The organism is Streptomyces sp. HD (genome assembly GCF_028369295.1).
GTDB lineage: Bacteria > Actinomycetota > Actinomycetes > Streptomycetales > Streptomycetaceae > Streptomyces.
In genome coordinates, this window is the sequence record NZ_JAQMYP010000050.1 from 26,009 (window position 1) to 46,292 (window position 20,284).

A 20,284-nucleotide genomic window follows, 5' to 3' on the forward strand; every position below is an offset into this window, starting at 1 on the left:
GTCCCCGGTCGATTACAGTGGCGAACTGTCGTGCGGTCGGACGGGGTCACGGGGAGGTCTTGGTGAGTGCGACAGCCGGCGCCGTCTGGGGCCGTACCGAACAGCAGGACTTCCGTAGCCGGGTGCGTGGCACGCTGCTCGGCGTGGCCGTCGGGGACGCCCTCGGGGCGCCCGTCGACGCGCTCGGGCTGGAGGAGATCCAGGAGCAGTACGGCGCCGAGGGCCTCGCCGATCTCGGGTTCGGGTACGGCCGACGCGGTGCCGTGAGCCACCTCACGCAGCTGACCCTGTTCTCGGTCGACGGCCTGATAAGAGCCCAGGTGAGGCGGGACACCGGCGCCTGGCATCCGCCGACCGACCTGCACCGGGCGTATCTGCGCTGGGCCGCCACCCAGCGGGACTGGGGACCCGACGAGCGTCGCAAGGACGATGGCTGGCTGGCCCGCGAGGAGTGGCTGTACGCCCGCCGGGACCCGACGCGCGCCCTTCTGCTCGGCCTCGGTGACGACACCATGGGCACGCTGGAGTCGCCCAAGAACGCCGCCGAGCTCGGACCGGAGGCGGTCGCCCGTTCCGCGCCCTTCGGACTGCTCGTCGGCTGGGAGCCGCAGCTCGTCATCCAACTCGCCGTGGAGTGCGCGACGCAGACCCACGGCCACCCCGTCGCCTACCTGTCGGCGGGTGCGTATGCGGTGATCGTGCACGGGCTCGCCTGCGGGGAGAGCCTCGACGGCGCCGTACAGCGGGCCCTGGCACTGCTCGCCCTGCGGCCCGGGCACGAGCCCGTGTCCGACGCGTTGCAGCATGCGCTGGGCGCCGTACGGCAGGGCATGCCCAGCCCGGCCCGGGTGGAGGAACTCGCGGCCGACGGCTCGGCGGACGGACTGCTCGCGGCCTCCGTGTACTGCGCCCTGGTCGGCGAGGACGTCCGGCACGGGCTCTGCCTCGCCGTGAACCACGACGGCCCCTCCGCCGCCGCGGCTGCCCTCACCGGCGGCCTGCTCGGCGCCCTGCACGGCGAGACGGCCCTCCCCCCGGCCTGGCTGGCCGAACTGGAAGGCCGCCCCACCATCCTCGAACTGGCCGACGACTTCGCCATGGAAATGACCCAGGGCCCCGCACTGCACGGACCGGCCGGCTCGGCACCGGGTTGGCTGGCCCGGTACCCGCGCGCCTGAGCACCCGCTCCCTGACACCCGCTCCCTGCCACAGCGCTCCCTGGCACCCGCTCCCTGCCACGGCGCTCCCTGACACCCGTTCCCTGACACGGCGCTCCCTGCCACACCGGTCGTGCGCCACGCCGGTCGCGCGCGCAACGGGCAGCGACAAGGGCGGCCACCCCGTCCCCGAGCGGCCGCCCTTCCCGTCCCTTCCTGTGCGCCGGACCTCAGTCCTTCGCGCGCACCACGTCCTCCACCGCCCCCGCGCCCGCATCCGGCGTCGGTACCGCGGCCGCGGCCGCCCCGTCCCCGTCCGTATTGATGCGCTCCACGATCGCGAGACGTTCCGGGGTGTCCTCCGGCTTGAGGAAGCCGATGAGGATGTACAGGACCAGGGAGACCGCGAGCGGGATGGAGACCTGGTACTGGAGCGGTACGCCGCCCTCGATCTGCCAGCTGATCGGGTAGTTGACCAGCCAGAACGCGAGCAGGCCCATCGACCAGCTGGTGAGTGCTGCCGTGGGGCCGGAGCGACGGAACGGGCGGAGCAGGCCCAGCATCATCGGGATCGCCATCGGGCCCATCAGACCGGCGACCCACCTGATCACGACGGTGATGATGTCCTTGAACGTGGGGGAGTTGACCTGCGTCGCCGCCGCCATGGACAGGCCGAGGAAGACGACGGTGGTGATCCGGGCGACCTTCAGCCCCTGCCCCTCGCTCCAGGTCCGCGCCCGGCGCCAGATCACCGGCGCGCAGTCCCGGGTGAACACGGCCGCGATGGCGTTGGCGTCGGAGGAGCACATGGCCATGGTGTGCGAGAAGAAGCCGACGATGACCAGGCCCAACAGGCCGTGCGGGAGCAGCTGTTCGGTCATCAGGCCGTACGAGTCCGATCCGTCCGTCTTCTGCGACTCGACCAGCAGGGGCGACATCCACATCGGGAAGAACAGCACCACCGGCCAGACCAGCCACAGCAGGGCCGACAGCCGTGCCGAGCGCTCGGCCTCGTACGGAGTGGCCGTGGCCATGTAGCGCTGGGCCTGGTTGAGCATGCCGCCGTTGTACTCGAAGAGCTTGATGAAGAGGAAGGCGAGCAGGAAGACCGTGCCGTACGGGCCGACCAGCGGCTCGCCGTGGCCCTGCAGCTCCGGCTCGTCCCAGGCGCCGAAGAAGCCGATGCCCTTGTCGTTGAGCTTCAGGATCACCGCGATGAACATCGCGACGCCGGCCAGCAACTGGATGACGAACTGGCCGAGTTCGGTGAGCGCGTCCGCCCACAGCCCGCCGATGGTGCAGTAGACGGCGGTGATGCCGCCGGTGATGAGGATGCCCTGGTTGAGCGACACCCCGGTGAAGACGGACAGCAGGGTCGCGATCGCCGCCCACTTCGCGCCCACGTCCACGATCTTCAGCAGCATGCCGGACCAGGCCAGCGCCTGCTGGGTCTTCAGGTCGTAACGGCTCTTCAGGTACTCCAGCGGAGAGGCCACATGCAGCCGTGAACGCAGCCGGTTGATCCGCGGCGCGAACAGCTTCGAGCCGATGGCGATGCCGAGCGCGATGGGGAAGGACCAGGTGACGAAGGACGTGACGCCGTAGGTGTAGGCGATGCCCGCGTATCCGGTGAACATCACCGCGCTGTATCCGGACATGTGATGCGAGATCCCGGACAGCCACCACGGCATCTTGCCGCCCGCGGTGAAGAAGTCGCTGACGTTGTCCACCCGCTTGTGCGACCAGACGCCGATCGCCACCATCACGCCGAAGTAGCCGACGAGCACGGCCCAGTCGAGACCGTTCATGTGCGTCCTCCCAGGGTTCAGCCCGGGGCTAATCGTGGGCGCTGTCGCGTGAACACGACAAGTGACTGTAAGGTCAAAGGGAGGTAAAAGTATTCGCCATGATGGCCTGCGTTCATCTATATGAACATCATCGCATCAGCTCCCCGGCGTTGACCAGCAGTGACTGCCCGGTGATCGCCCGCGCCAGGTCCGACGCGAGGAACACGGCCGCGTTGGCCACATCCCCGTCCGTGGCCAGCTCCGGCAGCGCCATCCGCTCGGTCAGCCGCTTGAGTACGTCCGCCTCGGGCGCGCCCTCCGTCTGTGCCGTGAACTGGACGAACGCCTGCACCGGCGGCCCCCACATCCAGCCCGGCAGCACGGTGTTGACCCGGATGCGGTGCGGGCCGAGCTCACGGGCCAGTGAGTACATCGCGCTGGTGAGGGCGCCCTTGGAGGCGGCGTAGGCGGCCTGCCGCACCTGTGACGGAGCGGCCACGGCGGACTGCGTACCGATGAACACCACCGAGCCGCCGCCCTTCTTCAGTGCCGGCAGGCAGGCCCGCGTCATCCGCAACGAGCCCAGCAGATTGACGTCGATCACCGACTGCCAGGTGGCGAAGTCGGCGTCCTCAAGCCCGCCGAAGTAGGAGTCCCAGGCGGCGACATGGACCACCCCGTCGATCCCCCCGAACCGCTCCCGCGCCAGCGCGGCCAGCGCCTCGCACTGCCCCTCGTCGGTGATGTCGGTCGCCCGGTACGCCGAGTGCGCCCCGTCGGGATCGATCTCCCCGGCGCTCTTCACCAGGTTCGCCTCGGTCCGCGCCCCCAGCACCGCGTTCCCGCCGCCCCGCACGACGGCCGCCGCGACCTGGTGTCCCAACCCGGCGCCGACTCCCGAGACGACGACGGTCTTGCCGTTGAGCAGTGACATCAAGGCCTCCCGGCTATGGCGCATTATCTGACGGGGCGTCAGAGTATGGGCGTCCGAGGCAGGAAGGAAGGCCGGAAGGGAAGGAAACGGCATGAGCGAGGACACCGGCAGCGAGGGCCCCCGCGGCAACGGCTCCCGCCGCGAGAACACCCGCAGCGAGACATACGCCGAACTGGCCGCCGTCGGCCCGTACGGAGTCCCCCCGGGCCACGCCCTGATCACCATGGTCGAGCCGCATCCGGGGCACGAGTACGCCTACAACCGCTGGTACGAGGACGACCACTACTACGCGGGCGCGATGGCGATGCCCTGGATGTACGCGGGGCGGCGCTGGGTGGCGACCCGGGATCTCCAACTCCTGCGCTACCCCGAGAAGTCGGCGATAGCCCAGCCGGTCACCGCCGGCTGCTACATCTCGACGTACTGGGTCACCGCCGGCCGCTACGCCGACCACATGCGCTGGACGGTCGCCATCAACAAGCGCCTCAACCGCGACGCCCGCGTCTACCAGGACCGCACCCATGTCTTCACGGCGTTCCAGGACCATGAGGCGACGGTGTACCGCGACGGCGCGGCGGGCCCCCGCGACTTCCACGCCCTGGACCACCCCTACGCGGGCCTGGTCGTGCAGGTCGTCGACGCCGAATCACCGCAGCAGCGCGCCGAGTTGCTGGAGTGGCTGCGCGCCCGCCATCTCCCGAAGCGCCTCGCGGGTTCACCGGCCGCGATGGTGACGGTCTTCCGGCCCACGCCCCTCCCCCTGGACCGCATGTCGTACGTCAAGCAGGTCGAGGGCACGGACACCCGCCTGACGCTTCTGTGGTTCCTGGAGGAGGACCCGAGGCAGTGCTGGGAGGAACACTTCACCGACCTGGACACGGCGGTGGGGGAGTCGGGGCTGGGGAGGGTGGAGCTGGTGGCGCCGTTCGTGCCCACGGTGCCGGGAACGGACCGGTACGTGGCCGAACTGCGCTGAAGTGGACCGGCGTTGCGCCGGGCTGGCCGGATGCCGTGCCGACGCGGCCGGACGCGGGCATGGCCGAGCCCCCTCGGCAAGGACGGCGGGCTGGTCGAGAGGGCTCCGGCTGTGGTGCTTGTGCAGTTGTCGATCGTCGGGTCGGTCGAAGGGTGAGGATCAGACAGACCGCCCCTTACGCCTTCACGGACGCAACGAACGTGTTCCACGCCTCAGCGGGGAACGCCAGGACCGGGCCCGCGGGAACCTTGGAGTCCCGCACCGCCATGGCCGCCGTGACCGGTGACTTGACCTCGACGCAGGCGCCGTTTCCTGTGGAGTACGAGGACTTGGTCCACGTGTCCGTGGAACCCTGACGAATTGCCATGTTTGCTCCGAATTGCCAGATGTTGAATGGTGTCACCGTCCCGCGCGTCCGGACCGGAACTCCAGGCCGGGGCCTGCGGGACGATTCACGCCAACCTTGTTGCTCGGTGGCGTGATCGACGCTACTCGCCAACATCGGCTTACGAAGCGACTATTCACTCGGGTGGGTGCATATTCCAGTGGACTCTTCCATCCCGCCCTGGCGAAGGTGTACCGTGCCGCATCCTTCCGGTCGGGACAGGCTGCTCAGCGGGCGTACTCCTTCGCGATGTCCGCGATGAACTGGCGTGACTGGTCCACGTTCAGGGCCTGCGCCCGCAGGTGCTCGTACATCACGCTGTACTTCTGGACGTCGTTCGCCTTCTCCAGGTACAGATCGCTGGTGACGCCCTCGATGTAGACGACGCTGGAGTCGGCCGCGTCCGGGAACTCCAGGATCGCGTACTGCCCGTTCAGGCCCGGATGCGAGCCCATCTCGAAGGGGATCACCTGCACGGTGACGTGCGGCAGCTGGGACTGCTCGACGAGCTGTTCCAACTGGTCACGCATCAGGGAGCGGTTGCCGACGACCCGGCGCAGGGCGGCCTCGTCCATGACGGTCCACAGGCGCAGCGGGTTCTCCTGGGTGGAGATTCGTTCCTGTCGCCGCATCCGTACCTGGACCCGCTTCTCGATCTCGGCCGACGCCGTCTCCGGCAGCGCCCCGGCGATCAGGGCCTCCGCGTACTGCTTGGTCTGCAGCAGGCCCGGGACGACCTGGGGGTCGTACACGCGCAGACTCGCCGCGTCCGTCTCCAGTCCGATGTAGACGCTGTAAGGGATGTCGCCGAACGAGTGCCACCACCCCTGCTGCCGCGAGTCCTTGGCCATCTGCATCAGTGAATCCACGATCCGGTGGTCCTCCACCTCGTAGACCCCGCACAGATCGCGGACGTCGCGCTGGCTGATACTGCGCCGTCCGTTCTCCAACCGGCTGATCTTCGACTGCGACACCAGCAGCCGTTCGGCCACCTCTTCGGCCGTCATGCCCTTGAGTTCGCGGAGCCGGCGCAGCTCCTGGCCCAGCCGGCGTCGCCGGACGGTGGGATTGACATTGGACGCCACGGGACGTGCACCTCCGGCTGCCTGCCTGCGATTGCCACTTTGCGTATCTGCTGTTGAGCAGACTGCCACCAAGGTGCTTACTACCGCTGGGAAACGGTGGATATGCGCTGGATACGCGCCAGTTCGGAGAGAACGCCGGGACATGCGGCCGCGCGGGGCGGCGGAACCGGTGTTCCGTCCGTGTGTCACGGACATGCGGTTCCGTCGCCCCGCGCGGACCAGCGGCTCCCGAACCGGGTCTTGGGGACTGCGGTGCGGCGCTCGGTGTGCGTGTGAGCGTGTCGTACGTGGTGCCTGCTGTTGTGCGAACGGCTCCGGTGGTGCGGTCGTGGGACTGCGGCTCAGTGGGCCACGACACGCGCCATGGATCCGCGGTGCGGCTGCACCGGAACGCCACGGGCGGGTTCCGCTGCGGCCCTGCCTCCGGGAGCGGCCTGACGGCCGGCCGCCGGGGCGGGGCTGCGGCGCGGCTGGGCCGCCGCACCGTTCTGGACGTCCATCACGGCGTGCGCGACGAGACCGCCCATGGGGTCGTGCCTGATCAGATCCCGCAACCGGGACCGAGAGGATCGCCCCTCGTTCCCCGGATACAGGTGTTTGCCGAGGCCGACCGCGTGTGCCAGGGCGGCGAGCGCCGCGGTCCGCGGGTCCGGCGGTACGCCGGTGCGGATCGCGGAATCCAGCCGGGCCCTGATCTCCCGGCTGATGTCGGTGTCCGTCGCCTGGTAGCGAGTCGTCGGCAGCACTCCGCACATCTGTCCTGGTACGGCGGCAACCATGCCGCACCTCTCCAGATGCGAGAGATAGGTCTGGCGCAGCCCCAGCCGGGGCCCGCCGATCCAATGGACGGCACGCACGGGAGCGCCACGCCTTCGCAGCAACTCCAACGCGCAGTCCAGTGTCGGATCTCCAGTCGGCCGTGGGGCTACCACGGCGATACGATCCCCGTCTGGGGCTATCCGTCCGGCCAGCGCCAGCTCCACTAGCTGTGCTCCGGCCAGACCAAGGTCGAGCGACTGCGGCTGTGCGGTGGTGCCCGTGGCCGGGTCCAACGCCAGCAGCAGAAGCTCCTCCGGAATAGTTCTGCGGCTCCTGCCCATCCATGCCTCCCCGCGTGGATGAAAGACAGGGTGACCCCTCTCACATTGGTCTGTCGAGAGTGCGTGACCGGTTCGTGAGGGAACCGGTAGGTATGTCGTTCTCGTCTACCGCACCAGCAGAGGGTCGCGCACAGGACACTGGTACATGGTTCGGACAGCGGCACGGGGGTCGTACGGGCGCCGTGTCCGGGCGACGGCTCACGGTTCGGCAGACGCACGCAGGGCGTGCGGGGCACATGGAGGAGGCATCGGTGGCGGGCGAGTCCCCCGACAGGTCGAAGAAGCGCGAGTCGTCGGCAGAACCGACGTCGGGGAGCGCGGGTCCGGTTCCCGAACGTCCCGAATCCACCGCCCCGACCGAGAAGCGTGACCCCAGGTTGGCCATGGCCCGCGAGGACGCCTCACCGCAGGCTTCGGCCACCACGCAGCGCGGTGGCGTGGACACGGCGACACGAGTGCTGTCGCGACGCGAGCTGGAGGCCGTACGGGCGGAACTGGCGAAGGCGGAGGCCGAGACGGGGGGCGACGCCGGGCCAGAGGCTGACACCGAGCCCGAAACGGAGGCCGGGGCCGAGACGGGCGACGCCGGGGCCGAGACGGGCGACGCCGGTCGCGATGGAGCCGAGGCCCAAGACGAGGGTCGCGATGAGGCCGAGGCCGGAGACGCCGCGGTGGCGGAGACCGAGGGCGACGGCAAGGCCGAGAGCAGCAGCAAGGCCGAGAGCAGCAGCAAGACCGAGAGCGACAGCGAGGGTGACGGGTCTGCTGCGCAGGGTGATGACCGGCTGAGGGCTGCTGTGGCGGCCTGGGTGGCTTCCTCGGACACGGAGGACGAGCCTGCCGAGGGTTCGGATGCCGATGCCGATGCCGACGCCGACTCCCGCGCCGACGCCGACGCGAGCAACGACGCCGACGCGAGCAACGGGGCCGACGGGGCCGAGGGCGCCGAGGGCGCCGAGGGCGCCGACTCCGGCGTCGAGGAGGAGGCTGACGTCCGGACGAAGCCCGAAGCCGAGGCCGACACGAAGGCGTCCGGCGAGGCTGACGACGCCGAGAACGACTCGGACGAGCCCGCGGGCCGCTCGAAGACGTCCCCCGAGGCGGACGCGGCTCAGGAGGCCGACAAGGGCGAGGACGAGGGCGCAGACACCGCCACCGCAGCCGCCCCCGCCGACGCGCCCCCGGCGGACGCCGAAACCGAGCCTGCTGACGACGCCCAACCCGAATCCGAGCCGGCCACGGAGACCGAGCCGGCCACGGAGACCGAGCCGGCCACGGAGACCGAACCGGCCACGGAGACCGAACCGGCCACGGCCACCGAATCCGAACTGGGCACATCCCCCGCAGGCGGAGCCGAAGCGGCCGAGGGAGACGGCAAGGGCAAGGGCGAAAACACCGCCTCCGCCACCGACGACGCACCCGCAGCCGCCGACGGCGAGGACTCCCCTCAGGGGGCACCCGCGCTCGACGACGAGAGTGCTACGGGTGGTGCGGGTGGGAGCGAGAAGGCCGATGGCGGAGCCGGGGCCGTGGATCAGCCGACCGCCGTGTTCAAGGCCGTACGCCCGCCCAAGCCCCACGTTGACCAGCCCACCACCATGCTGAAGGCCCCCAAGCCCGAGGCGCCCGCCGAACGCACCAGCAAGTTCGTCGCCCTCAAGCCGGACATGAGGCAGGACACCCCGGCCGCCCCGAAGGCCCCCGCTCCCACCCCGGCCCCCGACGAAACCGCCGCCGTCCCCCAGGTCGGCCCCGAGCGCACCGCGCAGCAGCCGCTGCCCCCCAAGCCCCCGCTCGACCTGCTGGCCGAGCTGACGAACACCCCGCCGCCCCCGGACACCGCGGTTCGGACGGTCGTCCGGCGTATCAAGATCTGGACCCCCCTGGTCCTCCTGCTCGCGGTCGTCTTCGCGATCGCACAGGCCGTACGCCCGCTGCCCGCCCCCACCCTCGCGCTCACCGCCGAGGAGTCGTACGCCTTCGAAGGCAACAAGGCCGCCCTCCCCTGGCCCAGCCAGGGCCAGGGCTGGATGGACGTCAACGACATCGGCACGATGGGCAACTTCGGCAAGCAGACGCCCGTCGCCATCGGCTCCGTCGCCAAGGCCATGACCGCGTACATCGTCCTCAAGGACCACGAGCTGAAGTCGGGCGACGACGGCGAGAAGATCACGATCGACGCCCTGACGGAGAAGGAGGGCGGCTACTTCAAGGACGGCGAGTCGACCCTCGCCACCGTCAAGGAGGGTGACGTGATCACCCTGCACGACGCGATCGCCGCCATCATGATCCCGTCCGCGAACAACATCGCCCGCCTGCTGGCCCGCTGGGACGCCGGGACGGAGAAGGCCTTCATCGAGAAGATGAACGCCACCGCCAAGGAACTCGGCATGACCAACACCACGTACACCGACGCCTCGGGCCTGAAGGAGAGCACCGTCTCCACCGCCGAGGACCAGGTGAAGCTGGGCCACGAGCTGGTCAAGATCCCGGCGCTGATGGAGATCACCTCCATGGGCCAGTGGTTCGACCCCTCCGGGAAGAAGCACTACAACTACAACTATCTGGTCCCGTACAACGGAGCCATCGGCATCAAGACGGGCACGACCAGCGCCGCCGGCGGCAATCTCCTCTTCGCCGCCCGCAAGGAGGTCGGCGGCGAGACCGTCACCCTCGTCGGCGCCGTCCTCGGCCAGCACAAGGCGCCGATCATCAAGACCGTCAACGACGTCAGCAGGGTCGTGATGCTGGCCGCCCAGGACGAGATGACCTCGGCGAAGATCCTCAAGAAGGGCGACGTCGTCGGGTACGTCGACGACGGCCTCGGCGGTCACACCCCGGTCGTCCTCACCAAGGACGTCACCGCTGTCGGCTGGGCGGGCTTCAAGGTGAAGCTGTCCTTCGACGCCGACGACGTCCCGCACACCGCCAAGGCCGGCGCCAAGGTGGGCACGCTCACCGTCGGTGACGGCACCAGCGGCGCGGTCAAGGTCCCGGTGGCCCTGCAGAAGGACCTCACGGAACCCGGCTTCGCGCAGAAGCTGACCCGTGTCGGCTGACCCGCAGCACGCACCCGCCGACGGCGCTCGACGGCGCTCGTCGGCGGGCCGCGTGCTAGCGTCACGAAACGGGCAGGTCGTCGCTCACAAGGCGCGACCGGAGAACCTTCAAGGTCTGGGCCGACAACACGCGGGAAACGGGACGCGGCCAGAACAGAAGACGGGACACACGGGGAGTGCCTCACAAGTGGCCACTGCGGAGCCGACACGCGCCGACGACGCCGATCCGGGACCGGGAGCCGGTCCGCGAATACGCGTGCCCGCGCCGCGCCAGGGCGACGGTCCGAGCCGTCCGCAGGACGGACCGCCGTCACGGCTGACCGCCGCCGTCCACGCCCTGCGTGAGCGTCTGCTGCGTCACCCGGTGCTGTCGATCACGACACTCGCCGGGCTTCTCCACGTCATCTGGTTCTTCACGTTCGCAAGCAGCGGCGGCGACCTCGCCGCCCAGGACGCCTGGGCCGAGTTCGTCGGCCGGCACCCCGACTCGGCGTACAACCTCGCCTGGTACGGCGGGATGCACCCGGTGTCGTACAGCGTGGTGTCGCCGTATCTGATGTCGGTCCTCGGTGTCCGTACGACGATGATGATCGCGGGGACCATCTCCGCGGGTCTGCTGACGCTGGTGCTGCTGCGCAGCCGATCGGTGCGCAACCCGCTGTGGGCCTCGCTCGCCGGGGTCTTCGGTCTGATCGCCAACGCGATCTCCGGGCGGGTGACCTTCGCCCTGGGCACGATGTTCGCGCTGGGCGCGGTCGCCGTCGTGTTCTGCTGGCCCCACCGCTGGCGCTACAAGCGCTGGGCGAAGGCACTGTGCGCGGCCCCGCTGGCCGCGCTCGCCACCATGGCGTCGCCGGTGGCCGGTCTGTTCGTGGGCTTCGTCGCGGTCGCGCTGTTCCTGCAGAAGCGACGGCCGGGCGCATGGGCGCTGGGACTGGCGCCGACGGCCGTCGTGGCCGTGTCCGCGTGGCTGTTCCCCTTCTCCGGCACCCAGCCGATGGTGATCGGCTCGGTGCTCCTGCCGCTGGTGTTCGCGGTCGTGACCTTCGTGGTCGTCCCGCAGGAGTGGAAGACGGTCCGGCTGGTGGCCGCGGTCTACGGCCTGGCCGTCATCCTGGTCTGGGTGGTCAGCTCGCAGATCGGCTCCAACATCACGCGCCTGGCGATGCTGTTCGCCGGAGTGGTCCTGGTCACCGCGTTGCCGTTCACGGTGCCGCGCTCGCGCAAGTGGTACACGACCGTGCTGGCCCTGGTCACCTTCGTCGGCTGGATCGGCTTCAAGACGGGCGACGACATCATCCACGCCGCCCCGGAGGCGTCCTGGGCACGTGAGCTGGCGCCGCTGGTCAACGAGCTCCAGGAGGTCGGCGCCGAGAAGGGCCGGGTGGAGGTCGTGCCCGCCCGCTCCCACCGTGAGGCCTCCGCCCTCGCCCCGTACTTCAATCTGGCCCGCGGCTGGAACCGCCAGCTCGACCTGGAGCGCAACCCGCTCTTCTACGACGACACGCTCAACTCCGCGAACTACCGCGAGTGGCTCCAGCGCTGGGCCGTGCACTTCGTCGTGCTGCCCAAGGACGAGCCGGACCCCACGGCCGCCGAGCGCGAGCGGCAGCTGCTGCGGCGCGGCCTGCCGTACCTCAAGCAGGTGTGGGGCGACGCCAACTGGCAGCTGTTCGAGGTGACCGCCCCGGCGCCGTTCGCCGAGCCGAACGCCGTCGTGGACCGGGCCGAGCAGGGCGAGATGACGATGCGGGTGAGCAAGCCGGGCCGCGTCCTCATCCGCATCCCCTACTCGCCGTGGCTGAGCATCGTCGACGCCGAGGGTACGAAGCTCGACCCGCCGCAGGAGACGAAGGCGTCCAAGCACCGCCCCGAGGGCCGGCCGAAGTCGTACGACAACGTGAACGGCTGCCTGATGGAGACAGACGAGGACGCGTTCGGCGACAAGTGGACGGTGCTGCTGGCCCCGAAGGCCGGGACCTACCGCCTGGCGGCACCGTACGACGTGCCGCGCGGGACGCCCTGCCCGGAGGAACTGCGCCGGGGGTGAGCCCCGGCGCAGGTCCCGGTCCCGGTCAGCGCACCGGGAGCGCCACGTCGCACACCGGGTCCTCGGCGCCCGCCGCGTCCCAGTCCGCGAAGTAGACCTCCCGGCACGGGCCCGCCTGCCACAGCCCCTGCTTCGGGATCCACCGCTCCACCGCCTCGAAGGCGGCGATGATCTGCGGATGGGCCACCTGGGCCTTGGTGATCCGGGTGTACGCGAGCCGCAGAGCCGGCTCCACGCGCACCTTCGTCTCCCACGTACGGCCGTGCTGCTCGACCCAGGCCCGGGCCGCCGCCTCGTCGGCCACCGGCACACAGGACTCCGCCGGGCCGTCGCTCTCCATCGACACGTCGGAGTGGTACACGACGAAGGGGGCCGCGGTGATGCCGCCGCACTCCTTCGCCGCTTCCTCCAGGCGTCCCAGCGACGCCCCGATCCAGGCCGGCAGCTCACCCGCCAGCACATGCCGGGTCTCGGTGATCAGCACCTGCGCGGGCACCTCAACCGTCTCGACCTCGAACTTCCCGTACATCTCGGAGCTCCTCCCCGACAGTCGTCCACGGAGGTACTCGGCGAGCGTCCGCTGCCCCGCCACCCGCGCCTCGACGTCCGCCCAGTACGCGGTGAGCCGATCGGCGGCCGTGGCCCCGTCGGGGGCCTCGACGACCTCGCCGATCCGCGCGAGCGGCATGTCCAGCTGGCGCAGGAGAGCCACCAGGCGGGCGCGTTCGATCTGGTCGGCGCGGTAGTAGCGGTAGCCGCTGACCTCGTCGACGTGGGCGGGGAGCAGCAGTCCGAGGCGGTCGTACAGCCGGAGCGCCTTGGCCGACAGCCGGGCCCGCGCGGCGAACGCGCCGATGGTGAGCAGTTCGTCGTCCACGCCTCATCCTCCGTCACCGGGCGGCTCCTCCGCCCGGTGCGAAGAACGGTCGGCCCTGCCCCAGGGGCAAGGTCAACGCCCGGCTACGCCAGCTGGGCCTCGACGGCCGCGACGAGCTCCGCCGCCTCCGGCTCGGTCTGCGGCGAGAAGCGGGCGGCGACCTTGCCGTCCCGGCCGATCAGGAACTTCTCGAAGTTCCAGCGGATGTCGCCGCTGTGCCCCTCGGCGTCGGCGAACCCGACCAGGCGGTCGTACAGCGGGTGCCTGCCCTCGCCGTTCACCTCCACCTTCTCGGTCATCGGGAAGGTCACGCCGTACGTCGCCGAGCAGAACTCGGCGATCTCCTCGGCGCTGCCGGGCTCCTGGCCGAGGAACTGGTTGCAGGGCACGCCGAGCACGGTGAAGCCGCGGTCCGCGTACTGCTCGTGGAGCTTCTCCAGGCCCGTGTACTGCGGGGTCAGGCCGCACTTGGAGGCCACGTTCACGACGAGTACCGCCTTGCCCGCGTACTGGGTGAGGTCGGCGGGGGCGCCGGTGAGGGTGTTGATGTCGACGTCGAGGGGGGAATTTCCGTTGCTGTCTGCAGTCGTCATGAGGCGGATGCTAACTCCGGTGGGTCAAGCGGATGGAAAGCTGCGGGCCGGTGGGGGTCGATCGCGCAGTTCCCCGCGCCCCCAGGGCGTCGCAGCGACCAGCACCTCACCTGCGGCTGTTCTTGAATAGAGCACTGACCGGCCTGCCCTCCGCCGTTCCACCAGGCCTGCGTCCAAAAGGATCTTCAGGTGGCGGCCGATCGAACCGAGGCTCTGCCCGGTCACCGCGACCAGCTGGGTCGTACTCAGCGGTGAGTCGAGCAGGACGAGCACTGCGGCGCGGGCGCTTCCCAGCAGCGCGCCCAGGCTCGCGGGGACCGTCCGTGCCCCAGGGTCGGTCAGTGCGCCCGCGCATGGATAGACCACGGCGTACCGGTCGGGGTCGGCTTCCTCCCAGGACACCCAGCCGCCCTTCGGAGTGACGGGTACGAAGACGAGTTCGGCGCCGGAGATCTCGCGGGGCGGGTACTCGTGCAGGTTCACCTGGAGCCTGCTGTCGCCGAGCCAGCGGGTGCGGCCGGGGCGCAGGGAGTCCAGTACGGCCGCCCAGCCGCCCTGGCTCACCTGCGCGGTCCGTGCGACGACGTCGGCCTCCAGGACGCGTCGACGCCGGTCCCAGTCCGGGCGTACCGCCTCGGTCCAGACGTATTCGAGGAGTGCGGCGGCGCGTTCGGGCAGGTCGTCGCGGTCGAGTACGGCGGGGAGGGGCCCGGCGAGGGAGACGGTGAGGTGGGTGCGGGCCTCGCCGGGGTCGGCCGTGCGGACCCGCGCCACGGTCTCCTCGAAGGGCTCCCCGTCCTTCGGGGTCGGGGTGAGGAAGTCGGCGTTCCAGTGCATTCCGAGCCCGGCCCGCACCAGCCGTGCGGTGACCGGGTCGGCGGCCAGGCGGGCCCGGTAGCCGGGCAGCCGGGCGTCCAGCCAGGCGCGTTCGCCGGGGTGGGCGGCGACGGCCGAGTGCAGCAGCCTCAGCGCGGCGAAGGTCTCGGCGAACGGCGAGAGCACGAACCGGCTCGCGGCGAGGGTGTCGGCGTTGATCTGCCACCAGCCCATCGGCCACCCCACCTTTCGCATCCGCGCGAAACAATAACGGCCCCTCCACCGGGCGCCCGAGACTCCGCGCATGCGCAGCTACCGACACCTCTTCCGCACCCCGGAGTTCACGCCCCTCTTCCTCTCCTCCTCCGCGCACATCGCGGCCTCGACGGTGAGCGGACTGGCGCTCGCCACGCTGGTGTACCGGGCGACCGAGTCGCCGCTGCTGTCGGCGGTGAGCATGTTCGGGCCGTCGCTGGCCCAGGTGCTGGGCGCGACCTTCCTGCTGTCCGGCTCCGACCGGCTGCCGCCCCGGGCCGCGCTGGCCGGCACGTCCCTCGCGTTCGCCGCCTCCACGGCGCTGCTCGCACTGCCCGGACTGCCTCTCCCGGCGGTGTTCGCGGTCGTCCTGGTACAGGGGCTGGTCGCCTCACTGGGCGGGGGAGTGCGCTGGGGGCTGCTGACCGAGATCCTCGCCAAGGACGGCTATCTGCTGGGGCGTTCGGTCTTCAACATGATGAGCGGGATCATGCAGATCGCCGGGTACGGGATCGGCGGTGTCGTGGTGGCGGTGCTGTCCCCGCGGCTGTCGCTGCTGCTCGGGGCGGTGCTGTACGCCGTGGCGGCCGGTGGCGTCCGGCTGGGCCTGACCCGTCGCCCACCGCGCGTCTCGGGGCGGCCGTCGGTCTCGGGGACCTGGCGTACCAACGCCCTGCTGTGGTCCTCCCGCCCCCGCCGCCTTCTGTACCTCGCCCTGTGGATCCCCAACGGCTTCGTCGTCGGCTGTGAGTCCCTGTACGTGCCGTACGCGCCGCAGGCCGCGGGCACGCTGTTCGCCTGTGCGGCGCTGGGGATGTTCGCCGGGGACGTGACGGTGGGCCGACTGCTGTCGCCCGCCGTGCGGGTCCGGCTGGGGGTACCGCTGCTGTTGCTGCTGGCGACCCCGTACGCGCTGTTCCTCCTGCGCCCCTCGATTCCGCTTGCCGGAGTGGCGGTCGCCGTCGCCTCGGTCGGCTTCGGGGCGAGCCTTGTGCAGCAGGAGCGGCTGATGGCCGTGACGCCGGACGAACTGAGCGGCCACGCCCTGGGGTTGCACTCGGCCGGGATGCTCACCATGCAGGGGGTGGGCGCAGCGCTGGCGGGCGCGGTGGCCCAACTGACCTCGCCCGCGCAGGGGATGGCGGTCATGGCGGCGGCGTCGGTCGCGGTGACGCTGTCGCTGGCGACGGCCGGCCTGCAACGCCCGTCCCCCGAGGCCCCCGCATCCCCCACGCCTCCTGCGTCCCCCACGCCTCCCGAGCCCAAGAGGGGAGTTATTACCACCGACATCCCGGCCCGACCGTCGCCAGAATGAACGCGCGGGCGCTTGCGCCCACATGCCGTACCGGCCGCAGAGAGCCGTACGGGCCGCAGAGAGGAGCACGTCGTATGGACCGCATGCCGGACGAGATCAGGAGGTTCTCCGTCACGGCCGGAGCAGTCGGGCTGCGGCGGGCGACGGTCCTGTGCTGGTCGTCGGTCGCGGCCCTGGGCCGCTCCCTGGCGGTCTCCGGGGCGATCACCCTGGTGGGGCCCGGCCTCGGCATGGTGCCGCGTGCCATGGAGGGCGTGCGCGGGCTGGCCGCGCGTCGGCGTGAACTGGCGCTGCGCTGGGCGGGGGTGGAGATACCGGGCCCGCCCGGTCCGCTGCCGCCCGCACCCGAGGGCGCCTCCGGGGCGGTGGCCCGCTACCGGTGGATCATGAGCGATCCGCAGCTGCGGCGGGAGTACGTCTGGGTGCTGGCCGACCCGCTGGCCGGCGCGTTCCTCGCGTTCCTCCCCATCGCCCTGGTCCTCAGCGGGGTGTGGGGTGTCTTCCTCGGCTTCTTCGGCGTTCCGCTGTCCGTCGAGTGGGACGGGCTGTGGTACCAGTTCATCCCGATCAAGGGGCGGACCACCGCCGTACTCGCCGGGGTGCTCGGCGTTCTGCAACTGCCGCTGGCCCTGTGGTCGGCGCCGCGTGTCGTGCGCCGGCACGCCCTGTACACCCGGGCGATGCTCGCTCCGGGCGAGAGCGAGCTGATGGCGAGCCGGATCCGGCATCTGGCCGCCACCCGCTCCGACGCCGTCGACACACAGATGGCCGAGATCCGCCGTATCGAACGCGACCTGCACGACGGCGCCCAGGCCCGTCTGGTGGCGATGGGCATGACCCTGGACGCCGCCGAGACCCTGCTGGAGACCAACCCCGAGGCCGTGCGTGCCCTGCTGGCCGAGGCGCGCGAGTCCTCCGCCAAGGCGCTCCAGGAGCTGCGCGACCTGGTCCGCGGCATCCATCCGCCGGTCCTCGCCGACCGCGGACTGGCGGACGCGGTACGGGCGTTGGCGATGGTCTGCCCGGTCCGTACCGAGGTCGAGGTGGACCTGCCCGGCCGCCCGGAGATGCCGGTGGAGTCGGCCGCGTACTTCGCGGTCTCGGAGCTCCTCGCCAACGTCGCCAAGCACTCCGGCGCCGACCGGGCGTTGATCGACATCCATTACGCTCGCGGAATGCTGCGCATCGCCGTCACGGACGACGGCCACGGCGGCGCGGACGTCCTGCGCGGCAGCGGTCTGCGGGGCGTCGAGCGCCGGCTCGCCACGTTCGACGGGGTGCTGGCCGTGAACAGCCCCGTGAACGGACCGACGACGGTGACGATGGAGCTTCCGTGCGTATTGCCCTCGCCGAAGACCACTTCCTCCTGAGGGACGGGCTCATCCGGCTGCTCGGCGCCCACGGCCACGAGGTGGTGGCCGCCGTGGACAACGGTACGGAGCTGCTGGACGCGCTGATCGGTCAGCGGCCGGACGTCGCGGTCGTCGACGTCCGGCTGCCGCCGACCTTCACCGACGAGGGGCTGCGCGCGGCGCTGGCGGCCCGTGAGCGGCTGCCGGAGCTGCCGGTCCTGCTCCTCTCCCAGTACGTGGAGCCGCTCTACGCCCGCGAGTTGCTCGCCGGGGGCGGCCGGGGCGTCGGCTATCTGCTGAAGGACCGGGTCACCAACGGGGCCCAGTTCCTGGACTCCATCCGCCGGGTGGCCGCGGGCGGCACCGTGATGGACCCACAGGTGGTCGCCGGGCTCCTGGTCCGCAAGGAGCGCGACGAGGCCGTGGGCAGCCTGTCGGCCCGGGAGCGCGAGGTGCTGGAGTGGGTGGCGCAGGGGCGCTCCAACGCCGGTATCGCACAGGGGCTGTTCATCTCGGAGAAGGCGGTCGCCAAGCACATCGGCAACATCTTCGGCAAGCTGGGACTGCTTCCGGCGGACGCGGACAACCGGCGGGTGCTGGCGGTGCTCGCGTATCTGGACCAGTGACGTGGCGGTTCCGGTACGGCACGAGAGATGGCCAGAACGTCACGGTGCGTGAGGCGTATCCGCGCCAACTGCCCCTGGATCAACGGTAGTTCACCTAAGTTGAGTGCTGAATTGATCACCGGTAGCGATGCACACCGTCCCGCAGGAGGCCCCACCGTGTCCGACCCCCACACCCCCTTCACCGCCGACGACCGGACGCGGGCCCGGATCGACACCACGAAGCCGCACTCGGCGCGCTTCTGGAACTACTTCGTCGGCGGCAAGGACCACTACGAGGTGGACCGGAAGATCGGGGACGAGATCAAGGAGATCTTCCCCGGCCTGATCGACGTGGCCGTCACCAGCCGCCTCTTCTTGGGCCGTGCCGTACGCCATCTCGCCGGTGAGGTGGGCATACGGCAGTTCCTGGACATCGGCACCGGCCTGCCGACCGCCGACAACACCCACCAGGTGGCCCAGCGCGTGGCCCCGGACGCCCGGATCGCGTACGTCGACAACGACCCCGTCGTGCTGGCCCACGCGAGCGCCCTGCTCACGAGCACGCCCGAGGGCATGACGACGTACCTGGACGCCGACCTGTACGACCCCGACGCCGTCCTGGAGGCCGCCGCGGGCACGCTCGACCTGTCCGGCCCGGTCGCCCTGGTGATCCTCAACACGCTCGGCCATGTCGCCGACTACGACCAGGCCCGTGACCTGGTACGCCGCCTGCTGGACGGCCTCCCGCCCGGCAGCCACCTGGTGATCAGCGACGGTACGGCGACGAGTGAGGGCATGATCGCCGCGTCGGAGGCGTACAACGCGAGCGGCGCCGTGCCGTACCACGTCCGCAGCATCGGCGAGATCGCCGGGTTCTTCGACGGGCTCGACCTGGTGGACCCGGGCATCGTCGAGGTACCCGAGTGGCGCCCCGACGCCCTCGGCCCCTCGGATCCGGCCACGGCCGCCGTCGACGCCTACTGCGGGGTGGGCCGCAAGCCCTGAGTCACGGTGCGGGCCGGTTCACCGCCCTTGTTCCACGTACTCCTTGAACTGCTCCAGATCTCCGCGGACCAGCCGCTCGATCGCGTTCGCCTGGGCGAACCCCCTGGGCCCGCCGAAGGCCTCCCTGACCGTGCCGGGGTCGTACTCCAGCCGGGCCTGGACCCGGGTGTGCCCCTGGTCGATCGCCAGCAGCGAGAAGGACCCCGCGAGCGCGGGATCGCCCGTCGTACGCCACTCCAGCACACGCTCCCCGGTCCGGTCGGAGACCTCGGCCTCGAACTCCCGGGGCCGTCCGCCGGCCTCGACATCCAGTCGCGCCCGGCCGCCCGGCTCCGTACGCGCCCCGCGCACGCCGGCCAGGAAGCGCGGATAGTTCTCCACCTGGTGAAGGCCGTCCCAGGCCCGGTCGATCGGAACCCCGACATCCACGTGTTCTTCGAGGGTGCTCATGGCCCACCTCCACGTCCGGCTCACGAGACATGCCCTGCCACTTCCAGTGTGCGCCCCCACGTCACCGTCGCCGTGAGCCGACGCCCTCCTCCAGCTCGCCGATCCGCGCGAAGGCCGCCCGGGACGGCCGCCCGGCCCCGCCCCTCGGGCACACCCACACCGCCGTACCGTCGACGACCGCGGCCGCCAGCGGGTGCGTGTCCGGATGCTCCGGGCAGTGCGGCCAGACCGCCGGCTCGCCCTCGGACCACAGGGCCTCCACCGCCCACTCCTGCACCTGATCGGCCAGGTGCGCCAACCGTTCCGCGGGGGTGCCGCCCAGCGGCGGGACCAGGCCCTGACCGCTGCCGTCGGGGGCGTAGATCATGAGCCCGAGCTCCGCGTCCTCGTCCAGACGCGGCCGTACGGCGCACTGCGCGCGCAGGTCGTGCAGGACCGCGTCCAGGGCCTGGCCGAACTCCTCGTCCGCCACAGCAGGTCTCC

The 20,284-nt window shown here is 70.9% G+C and carries 18 protein-coding genes; 8 read left to right on the forward strand and 10 right to left on the reverse strand.

The genetic code is table 11. The features are described from left to right. The first annotated feature begins 62 nt into the window (after positions 1–62). Entirely contained in the window at positions 63–1,178 is a 1,116-nt protein-coding gene (locus tag POF73_RS35910) for an ADP-ribosylglycohydrolase family protein (RefSeq protein WP_272123334.1), read from the forward strand. Between the two features lie 209 nt (positions 1,179–1,387). Here the strand turns inward: POF73_RS35910 and POF73_RS35915 are convergent, their stop codons facing one another. Next, on the reverse strand, positions 1,388–2,965 hold the full coding sequence (locus POF73_RS35915; RefSeq protein WP_272123335.1) for a sodium:solute symporter family protein: 1,578 nt from the start codon (positions 2,963–2,965) through the stop codon (positions 1,388–1,390). A 127-nt stretch (positions 2,966–3,092) separates the two neighbouring features. Next, positions 3,093–3,878, reverse strand: coding sequence for an SDR family oxidoreductase (locus POF73_RS35920; RefSeq protein WP_272123337.1), 786 nt, complete (start codon positions 3,876–3,878; stop codon positions 3,093–3,095). Positions 3,879–3,969: 91 nt separating this feature from the next. On the opposite strand from POF73_RS35920, the gene POF73_RS35925 reads away from it, so the two are divergent. Next, on the forward strand, positions 3,970–4,854 hold the full coding sequence (locus tag POF73_RS35925) for a hypothetical protein (RefSeq protein ID WP_272123338.1): 885 nt from the start codon (positions 3,970–3,972) through the stop codon (positions 4,852–4,854). Positions 4,855–5,029: 175 nt separating this feature from the next. Here POF73_RS35925 and POF73_RS35930 read toward each other — a convergent pair whose 3' ends face one another. The 3 genes from POF73_RS35930 to POF73_RS35940 form a co-directional block, all read right to left on the reverse strand. Then, entirely contained in the window at positions 5,030–5,221 is a 192-nt protein-coding gene (locus POF73_RS35930; RefSeq protein WP_272123340.1) for a DUF397 domain-containing protein, read from the reverse strand. Positions 5,222–5,466: 245 nt separating this feature from the next. Then, positions 5,467–6,324 (reverse strand): helix-turn-helix domain-containing protein, encoded by an 858-nt coding sequence (locus POF73_RS35935; protein ID WP_272123341.1) that lies wholly within the window; start codon positions 6,322–6,324, stop codon positions 5,467–5,469. 341 nt (positions 6,325–6,665) lie between these two features. Beyond that, entirely contained in the window at positions 6,666–7,424 is a 759-nt protein-coding gene (locus POF73_RS35940) for a GOLPH3/VPS74 family protein (protein ID WP_272123343.1), read from the reverse strand. A gap of 251 nt (positions 7,425–7,675) precedes the next feature. Here POF73_RS35940 and POF73_RS35945 point away from each other — a divergent pair, with 251 nt between their 5' ends. Next, on the forward strand, positions 7,676–10,483 hold the full coding sequence (locus tag POF73_RS35945; protein WP_272123344.1) for a D-alanyl-D-alanine carboxypeptidase: 2,808 nt from the start codon (positions 7,676–7,678) through the stop codon (positions 10,481–10,483). A 187-nt stretch (positions 10,484–10,670) separates the two neighbouring features. After that, positions 10,671–12,533, forward strand: coding sequence for an MFS transporter (locus POF73_RS35950; RefSeq protein WP_272123346.1), 1,863 nt, complete (start codon positions 10,671–10,673; stop codon positions 12,531–12,533). A gap of 25 nt (positions 12,534–12,558) precedes the next feature. On the opposite strand, the gene POF73_RS35955 is transcribed toward POF73_RS35950, so the two are convergent. From POF73_RS35955 to POF73_RS35965, 3 genes are all read right to left on the reverse strand, one after another. Beyond that, the gene (locus POF73_RS35955) at positions 12,559–13,410 is read right to left on the reverse strand and encodes a MerR family transcriptional regulator (RefSeq protein WP_272123348.1); all 852 of its coding nucleotides are present in this window, start codon (positions 13,408–13,410) and stop codon (positions 12,559–12,561) included. An 83-nt stretch (positions 13,411–13,493) separates the two neighbouring features. Then, positions 13,494–14,003, reverse strand: a complete 510-nt coding sequence (locus tag POF73_RS35960) for a glutathione peroxidase (protein ID WP_272123349.1) — start codon at positions 14,001–14,003, stop codon at positions 13,494–13,496. A gap of 24 nt (positions 14,004–14,027) precedes the next feature. Then, positions 14,028–15,053, reverse strand: coding sequence for a winged helix-turn-helix domain-containing protein (locus POF73_RS35965; protein ID WP_272123351.1), 1,026 nt, complete (start codon positions 15,051–15,053; stop codon positions 14,028–14,030). Between the two features lie 70 nt (positions 15,054–15,123). On the opposite strand from POF73_RS35965, the gene POF73_RS35970 reads away from it, so the two are divergent. The 4 genes from POF73_RS35970 (at position 15,124) to POF73_RS35985 (ending at position 19,351) form a co-directional block, all read left to right on the forward strand. After that, a complete protein-coding gene (locus tag POF73_RS35970) occupies positions 15,124–16,389 on the forward strand; it encodes an MFS transporter (protein WP_272123353.1) in 1,266 nt (421 codons plus the stop codon). Positions 16,390–16,463: 74 nt separating this feature from the next. Next, positions 16,464–17,759, forward strand: coding sequence for a sensor histidine kinase (locus POF73_RS35975; RefSeq protein WP_272123355.1), 1,296 nt, complete (start codon positions 16,464–16,466; stop codon positions 17,757–17,759). After that, complete coding sequence (locus tag POF73_RS35980; protein WP_272123357.1) at positions 17,723–18,367, forward strand: response regulator transcription factor; 645 nt, start codon at positions 17,723–17,725, stop codon at positions 18,365–18,367. Before POF73_RS35975 ends, POF73_RS35980 begins: the two co-directional genes overlap by 37 nt. A 156-nt stretch (positions 18,368–18,523) precedes the next feature. Then, a complete protein-coding gene (locus POF73_RS35985) occupies positions 18,524–19,351 on the forward strand; it encodes an SAM-dependent methyltransferase (protein ID WP_272123359.1) in 828 nt (275 codons plus the stop codon). Between the two features lie 18 nt (positions 19,352–19,369). Here POF73_RS35985 and POF73_RS35990 read toward each other — a convergent pair whose 3' ends face one another. After that, entirely contained in the window at positions 19,370–19,801 is a 432-nt protein-coding gene (locus POF73_RS35990) for an SRPBCC family protein (protein WP_272123361.1), read from the reverse strand. A gap of 61 nt (positions 19,802–19,862) precedes the next feature. Next, the gene (locus POF73_RS35995; RefSeq protein WP_272123362.1) at positions 19,863–20,273 is read right to left on the reverse strand and encodes a hypothetical protein; all 411 of its coding nucleotides are present in this window, start codon (positions 20,271–20,273) and stop codon (positions 19,863–19,865) included. Between the last annotated feature and the right edge of the window lie 11 nt (positions 20,274–20,284).

Excerpts from the sequence above, each read along its gene's own strand:
- POF73_RS35915 (WP_272123335.1), bottom strand. The coding sequence starts at position 2,965 with ATGAACGGTCTCGACTGGGCCGTGCTCGTCGGCTACTTCGGCGTGATG.
- POF73_RS35920 (WP_272123337.1), bottom strand. The coding sequence starts at position 3,878 with ATGTCACTGCTCAACGGCAAGACCGTCGTCGTCTCGGGAGTCGGCGCC.
- POF73_RS35925 (WP_272123338.1), top strand. The coding sequence starts at position 3,970 with ATGAGCGAGGACACCGGCAGCGAGGGCCCCCGCGGCAACGGCTCCCGC.
- POF73_RS35930 (WP_272123340.1), bottom strand. The coding sequence starts at position 5,221 with ATGGCAATTCGTCAGGGTTCCACGGACACGTGGACCAAGTCCTCGTAC.
- POF73_RS35940 (WP_272123343.1), bottom strand. The coding sequence starts at position 7,424 with ATGGGCAGGAGCCGCAGAACTATTCCGGAGGAGCTTCTGCTGCTGGCG.
- POF73_RS35960 (WP_272123349.1), bottom strand. The coding sequence starts at position 14,003 with ATGACGACTGCAGACAGCAACGGAAATTCCCCCCTCGACGTCGACATC.
- POF73_RS35965 (WP_272123351.1), bottom strand. The coding sequence starts at position 15,053 with ATGGGCTGGTGGCAGATCAACGCCGACACCCTCGCCGCGAGCCGGTTC.
- POF73_RS35970 (WP_272123353.1), top strand. The coding sequence starts at position 15,124 with ATGCGCAGCTACCGACACCTCTTCCGCACCCCGGAGTTCACGCCCCTC.
- POF73_RS35975 (WP_272123355.1), top strand. The coding sequence starts at position 16,464 with ATGGACCGCATGCCGGACGAGATCAGGAGGTTCTCCGTCACGGCCGGA.
- POF73_RS35990 (WP_272123361.1), bottom strand. The coding sequence starts at position 19,801 with ATGAGCACCCTCGAAGAACACGTGGATGTCGGGGTTCCGATCGACCGG.